This is a genomic window from Kribbella hippodromi (genome assembly GCF_039531045.1).
GTDB classification, from domain to species: domain Bacteria; phylum Actinomycetota; class Actinomycetes; order Propionibacteriales; family Kribbellaceae; genus Kribbella; species Kribbella hippodromi.
In genome coordinates this window covers 368,126-374,125 of record NZ_BAAAPH010000005.1, presented here as the reverse complement: position 1 = coordinate 374,125, position 6,000 = coordinate 368,126, and the positions used below count along the sequence as shown (strand labels likewise).

Annotated in this window: 6 protein-coding genes; 3 read left to right on the top strand and 3 right to left on the bottom strand. The window is 68.3% G+C overall.

All coding sequences use genetic code 11. The features are described 5' to 3' along the window. Positions 1–130: 130 nt before the first annotated feature. On the bottom strand, positions 131–514 hold the full coding sequence (locus tag ABD260_RS10610; protein ID WP_167206240.1) for a cold shock domain-containing protein: 384 nt from the start codon (positions 512–514) through the stop codon (positions 131–133). 126 nt (positions 515–640) lie between these two features. Beyond that, complete coding sequence (larE, locus tag ABD260_RS10605) at positions 641–2,116, bottom strand: ATP-dependent sacrificial sulfur transferase LarE (protein WP_344233225.1); 1,476 nt, start codon at positions 2,114–2,116, stop codon at positions 641–643. Positions 2,117–2,228: 112 nt separating this feature from the next. Here larE and ABD260_RS10600 point away from each other — a divergent pair, with 112 nt between their 5' ends. The 3 genes from ABD260_RS10600 to ABD260_RS10590 are packed head-to-tail and all read left to right on the top strand — an operon-like array spanning position 2,229 to position 4,769. Further along, positions 2,229–3,158, top strand: coding sequence for a TauD/TfdA dioxygenase family protein (locus ABD260_RS10600; RefSeq protein ID WP_344233224.1), 930 nt, complete (start codon positions 2,229–2,231; stop codon positions 3,156–3,158). 55 nt (positions 3,159–3,213) lie between these two features. After that, positions 3,214–3,807, top strand: coding sequence for a TetR/AcrR family transcriptional regulator (locus ABD260_RS10595; RefSeq protein WP_344233223.1), 594 nt, complete (start codon positions 3,214–3,216; stop codon positions 3,805–3,807). Continuing rightward, positions 3,804–4,769 carry a R2-like ligand-binding oxidase gene (locus ABD260_RS10590; RefSeq protein WP_344233222.1) on the top strand — a complete coding sequence of 322 codons (966 nt, stop codon included), beginning with the start codon at positions 3,804–3,806 and terminating at the stop codon, positions 4,767–4,769. Before ABD260_RS10595 ends, ABD260_RS10590 begins: the two co-directional genes overlap by 4 nt. Here the strand turns inward: ABD260_RS10590 and ABD260_RS10585 are convergent. Continuing rightward, complete coding sequence (locus tag ABD260_RS10585; protein ID WP_344233221.1) at positions 4,700–5,950, bottom strand: MFS transporter; 1,251 nt, start codon at positions 5,948–5,950, stop codon at positions 4,700–4,702. The genes ABD260_RS10590 and ABD260_RS10585 overlap by 70 nt on opposite strands. Positions 5,951–6,000 lie beyond the last annotated feature (50 nt).

The following is a 6,000-nucleotide window of genomic DNA, read 5'->3' as shown; positions in this document are numbered from 1 at the left end:
ACCCTCACGGCATAGGCTCCCTACCCAGCCAGTCCAACTTTCGGGGACCAGTTCACACCTCAGGGGCTGACCCCTGAGATGGAGGGTGGCGCGAAAGAGCGGTGGCCGGGCGGGGTGCGGGCGGCGGGGGTTAGTAGTCGAGTTTGTCGGCTACGCCGCGGAGGACGGTGGCTACCTGGCGGGCGGACTTGTTGTCGGGGTGGCGGCCGTGGCGGTAGCCCTCGCCGACTCGGTCCAGGAGTTTGATCAGGTCCTCGATCACGACCTGCATCTCCTCCGGCTTCGGCCGCATCGCCTTCGCCACCGACGGCGGTGGGTCGATCAGCCGCACCTGCAGGGCCTGCTCGCCCTTGCGGCCTTCGACGACGCCGAACTCGACCTTCTGGCCCGGCTTCAGGTTGGTCACACCCGACGGGAGGGCCTCGGCGCGGACGTACACGTCGCCGCCCTCCTCCTTGCTGAGGAATCCGAACCCCTTCTCGGAGTCATACCACTTGACCTTGCCAACGGGCACGGCAACCTCTTCAGTCGGTAACAGTCGATGCCGATCGGACGGGCGGTCCGATCCGGTGCCCAGCGTACGTGAAGGTGCGCGACGGCGCCTCCGGGAAATGCCTGAACCGGCGGCGCCGCGCGTTGCTCAGAGGTTGCGGTACTTGTCCGGTTCCGGCAACCGCTCGTTCATCGATCCGGACCGGAATCCGCGCGGGTCGACCCGCGCCGCCGGGAACCCGGCCGCGATCACCGCGTCGACCAGTTCCTGCTGGTCCACCCGGCCGAGCAGGGCCGCGTCGATCTCGATCGAGGCAGCGTCGCCGAGGTCGCGGACGCGGACGTTCTCGACCTCGTACCCGGTCAGCCGTTCGCGGACCGCCTGCTCGGCCCGATCGACGCGCACCAGCAAGTTCGGCGTGATCCGGATGCCGTACGCGATCCGGCTGGACAGGCAGGCGGCGGCCGGCTTGTCGGAGGTCTCCAGACCCCAGCTGCGGGACGCGGTACGGATCTGCGCTTTGGTCAGCCGCGCGTCCTTCAGCGGAGTCAGCGCGCCGCGCTCGAACGCGGCCCGGATGCCCGGCCGGAACCCGGCGATCGCGTCGTCGGCGTTGGTCCCGGTGGCGATCGCGGCGATCCCGAACTCGTCGGCGATCGGCTGCAGCGTCTCGACCAGCTCGGCCTTGCAGAAGTAGCACCGCGCGCCGGAGTTCGCCTGGTACCCCTCGCGCTCCATCTCGTGCGTGTGCGGGGTGACATGCCGGACGCCGAGACCGTCGGCGAACCGGGCCGCGGGCTCGAGCTCGGCGGCCGGCAGCGAGGGCGACACGGCAGTCGCGGCGACGACGTTGGCCGGGCCGATCGCGCGGGCCGCGGCGGCGAGCAGGAACGCCGAGTCGGCGCCTCCGCTGAACGCGACGACGAGCTTGTCGTACGTGGTCAGCCGCCGCATCAGCGCCTCCAGCCGCTGCTCGAGTACGTACGCGTCGAGCCAGGCCGGGAACTCGGTCAGATCGTTCAGTACGACATCGGCACCGTACGCCCGGAGCTCGTCCGCGGTGAACGGACCGGTCGCGACGGAGACCGCAATCGCACCGGCCGCGTGCGCGCCGTCGATGTCGGCGGTGTGGTCGCCGACGAAAACCGTCGCGTTGTGCTCGCTGAGCGCGCTGCCCTTCTCGGCGCCGTGCAGGTCACCGACCGGTTCGTCGACGTCCAGGCCGAGGTGCTCGAGGTGCAGGCGTACCGACGGGGTGTACTTCGCCGACACCACCATCGTCCGGCCACGCAGCGCCCGGATCGCGGCCAGCGACTCGGCCACGCCGGGCAGCGGCAGACTGCCGGTGATCGCGTGCGACGGGTAGTGCTCGCGGTACCGCGCGACCATCGCGTCGACCTGCTCCGGGGGGAACCAGTTCGCCATCTCCCAGGTCAGCGGCGGGCCGAGGCGGCTGACGACCAGGTCGGTGTCGATCGGGACGCCGGTTTCCGCGGCCAGCAGGTCCCAGACGGCCTGAATCCCCGGCCGGGAGTCGATCAGCGTCATGTCCAGGTCGAACCCCACCACCAACTCCGGCACGTCGGCGGTATCGGGCGTGGGCTGGATCGCGGCGGTTGACACGTCCCCAACTTTACGTGCTCCAGCAGCAACTGAAATCTCGCATCCCGAAACAACCTCAAAAGCTAGTAAACAAGTTGGATTATATGTATTAACCGACCGTGAGGGAGCAAGCATGACTACGCAACTGGAAGCGCCGGAGATCACTGTGGACAAGGTGGGTGGGGCGATCGGGGCGGTGATCGGGAACGTTCGGCTGGGTGGGGACCTGGCGGCCGAGACCGTCGCCGCGATTCGGCGGGCGTTGCTCGAGCACAAGGTGATCTTCTTCCGTGGGCAGGAGCAGCTCGACGACGCGGGTCAGCTCGCGTTCGCGCGGTTGCTCGGTACGCCGACGCTCGCGCACCCGACCTCGAAGAGCATCGACGGCGCTGCGAACGTACTGCCGATCGACTCCGACTACAGCAAGGCGAACAGCTGGCACACCGACGTCACGTTCGTCGACCGCATCCCCGCGGTCAGCCTGCTCCGCGCGGTCACCCTGCCCGCGTACGGCGGCTCGACCACCTGGGCCAACACAGTCACCGCGTACGCGAACCTGCCCGCGCCGCTGAAAGCACTTGTCGAGCGCCTCTGGGCAGTACACAGCAACGTGTACGACTACGCGGGCCACGCGGACGAGGGCCGGATCGGCGGGGTCGATGTGAAGTTCGAGGAACACCAGAAGCAGTTCCAGTCGAAGCTGTTCGAGACGGAGCATCCGGTGGTCCGCGTACACCCCGAGACGGGTGAGCGCGCCTTGATCCTCGGGCATTTCGTCCGCCGTTTCGTCGGACTCAGCTCGGCCGAGACGACCGCTTTGTTCCAGCTCCTGCAGAACCGGGTCACCAACCTGGACAACACCGTCCGCTGGCAGTGGCAGCCGGGCGATCTGGCCATTTGGGACAACCGCGCGACCCAGCACTACGGCGTCGCGGACTACGACGACCTGCCGCGGCGGCTGCACCGGATCACGCTGGCGGGCGATGTCCCGGTGAGCATCGACGGCGTCCGCAGTACGCCCCGAACCGGCGACGCGTCGCACTACTCCACACTTGACAACTGAAGACACACTGTCCGACCACTTGACATCAGAGCCGTTTTTGTAAACCCTCATCCTCATGGACTCGTTTGCGGATCGGACCAAGCGCCGGCTGCGTGACGAGCTGCTGGATGCCGCACAGGACGCCATCGAAACAGGTGGGTACGACGCGCTTCGGATGGCCGAGGTGGCTCGTCGTACCGGGGTGTCCCGCCAGACCGTCTACAACGAGTTCGGCGACAAGTGGGGCGTACTGGAAGCCGTCGCGGCACGCGAGACCGAGCGGTTCCTGCTGGATGTGAACGCGGCGCTCGCCGAGCAGTCCGACCCGATCGACGGTCTCAAAGCCGCGGTCGAACGGGCGCTCGCACTGGCCGGGGAGAACCCGCTGGTGAAGGCGGCGCTGGGCCAGCCGGGATCGGACCAGGCCAGTCAGCTGCTGACGACACGGGGACAGCAGGTGCTGGAACTGGCGCACCTCCGGCTGGACGCACACGTCCGGGAACACTGGCCGGAGGTGCCGGCGGAGGACGCGACCAGCTGCGTCGACGTCGCCTTGCGCGTCGTCATCAGCCACATCGTCACCCCGGGCCCTCCCCCCGCGGTGGTGGCTGCGCAGCTGGCTCGCGTCCTCTCTCCCTTCTTGAGCGAATCCAGGAGGCAGCACGCATGAGCACTCTTCCCGACGAGATGGCACAGCACCGGCAGGGTTTCAGCTCGCTGCGGTCCGGCGGCCTGAACTGGGACGCGCTGCCGTTGCGCCTGTTCGACAAGGGCAACCGCAAGTTCTGGAATCCGCGCGACATCGACTTCAGCCAGGACGCGAAGGACTGGCAGGAACTGAGCGCCAACGACAAGGACAACGCGTTGATGCTCTGCTCCCAGTTCATCGCCGGCGAGGAGGCGGTGACCGAGGACCTGCAGCCGTTCCTGCAGGCGATGGCGGCCGAAGGACGATTCGGCGACGAGATGTACCTGACCCAATTCTGTTTCGAGGAGGCCAAGCACACCGCGGTCTTCCGGCTCTGGCTGGACGCGGTCGGCGTCACCGAGGACCTGCATCACTACGTCGAGAACAACCCGGGGTACCGCGCGATCTTCTACGAGGCGCTGCCGGTCGCGCTGAAGTCACTCGCCCACGATCCGTCGCCGGCGAATCAAGTACGTGCCTCGGTGACGTACAACCATGTGGTGGAAGGGACTTTGGCCCTGACCGGGTACCACGCGTGGAACCTGTTGTGTACGGCGCGTGGCGTGCTGCCCGGCATGCAGGAACTGATCCGCCGGATCGGCGACGACGAGCGGCGGCACATGGCCTGGGGTACGTTCACCTGCCGCCGCCATGTCGCCGCGGACGAGTCGAACTGGAAGATCGTCACCGGCACGATGGAGGAACTGCTTCCGCACGCGCTGACCCAGATCCAGTGGGCGATGGACAACTCGCCCGAGCTCCCGGCCGAGATCAACCCGACGGCGCTGATGACGTACGCGGGCGACCGCGCCACCCGCCGGCTCGGTGCGATCGAGTCGGCGGTCGGCGCGGACGTGGCCGGGATCGACCTCGACTACTCGCCGGAGCGGCTCGAGGACACCTTCGGCGACGAGGACTCGGCCGCGCTGGCGGCAGTGCGATAGGCGGTGCGGTAGGCGGGGCGGTTCGCCAGCAGCAGGACCAGCGCCGCGGTCGCGAGGACCGCGGGAAGCCAGGTGACCGTGGTCGTCCCGAACCGGTCGGCCACCTGGCCGCCGGTGAAGGCGCCCAGTGCAATCGATCCGTTGTACACCCCCACAAGTACGGCGGACGATGATTCGGGGGCACTGGGCGCCACCGCGTGTGCCCACGCCTGGACGGAGACGCTCGTACCGCCGTACGAGAATCCCCAGATCACCAGCAGAACAAGCGATCCGGCCAACGTCGTACCGAGGACGGGCATCGCGAACGAGACCAGTCCGATGCCTCCGGCAACAATCATCAACGCGCGGACCGGCGGGAGCGCACCGGTGAGAAAGTTGCCGACGACACCAGCCACGCCGTACGCGAGCAGCAGGGTGCCGATCAACGCCGGCCCGGTGTGCGGCTCGATCATCGGCCGGACATACGTGTACGCGGCGAAGTGGCCCGTAACGATCAACGCGACGAGCGCCAGCCCCACGCGGACCTGCTTGACTCGCAACACTGCCCCGACATCCCGCAGCCGCACTGCATTTTCGGCGGTCAGCGACGGTAGGTAATAGCGCAATGCGCCGGCCAGAACGATCGACAGTACGCCGACACCCGCGAACGCCCAGCGCCAGCCGACCAGTTCGCCGACGTACGCACCGGCCGGAATCCCCAGCACGGAGGCGATGCCGATCCCGCTGAAGATCAGCGAGGTCGCCGGACCGACCGCGTTCTCCGGGACGACGCGGCGCGCGAGCCCGACCGCGAGCAGCCAGACCCCGCCGATCGAGATCCCCATCAGGACCCGGGCGGCGAGGTACACCGCGAAGACCGGCGCGATGGCGGCGGCGAGCGCGGCGACCGCGAGCAGCACCATCAGCGCGCTCAGTACCGTGCGGCGGTCGAGTTTCCCGAGCAGTGCCGGGAGGACCGGCGGGGCGATCGCGGCCACGATCCCGGTCACGGTGAGGCTGAGGCCGGCCGCGCCCTCGGTCACGTGCAAAGCGGAGCTCAGTGGGGTGAGCAGGCCGACCGGCAGCATCTCGGCCGTCACCACGGTGAACACGGTTGCCGCCATCGTCACCGAGGCGGCCCAGCCGCGGGTCCGGACCTTGCCGGTCCCCCGGTCGCTGCCCTCCGCGCAGATTGTTGTCATGTCACCAGTCAGCGGCAGAATGGTTCCGGGAACAACGACGATCCGGAGAT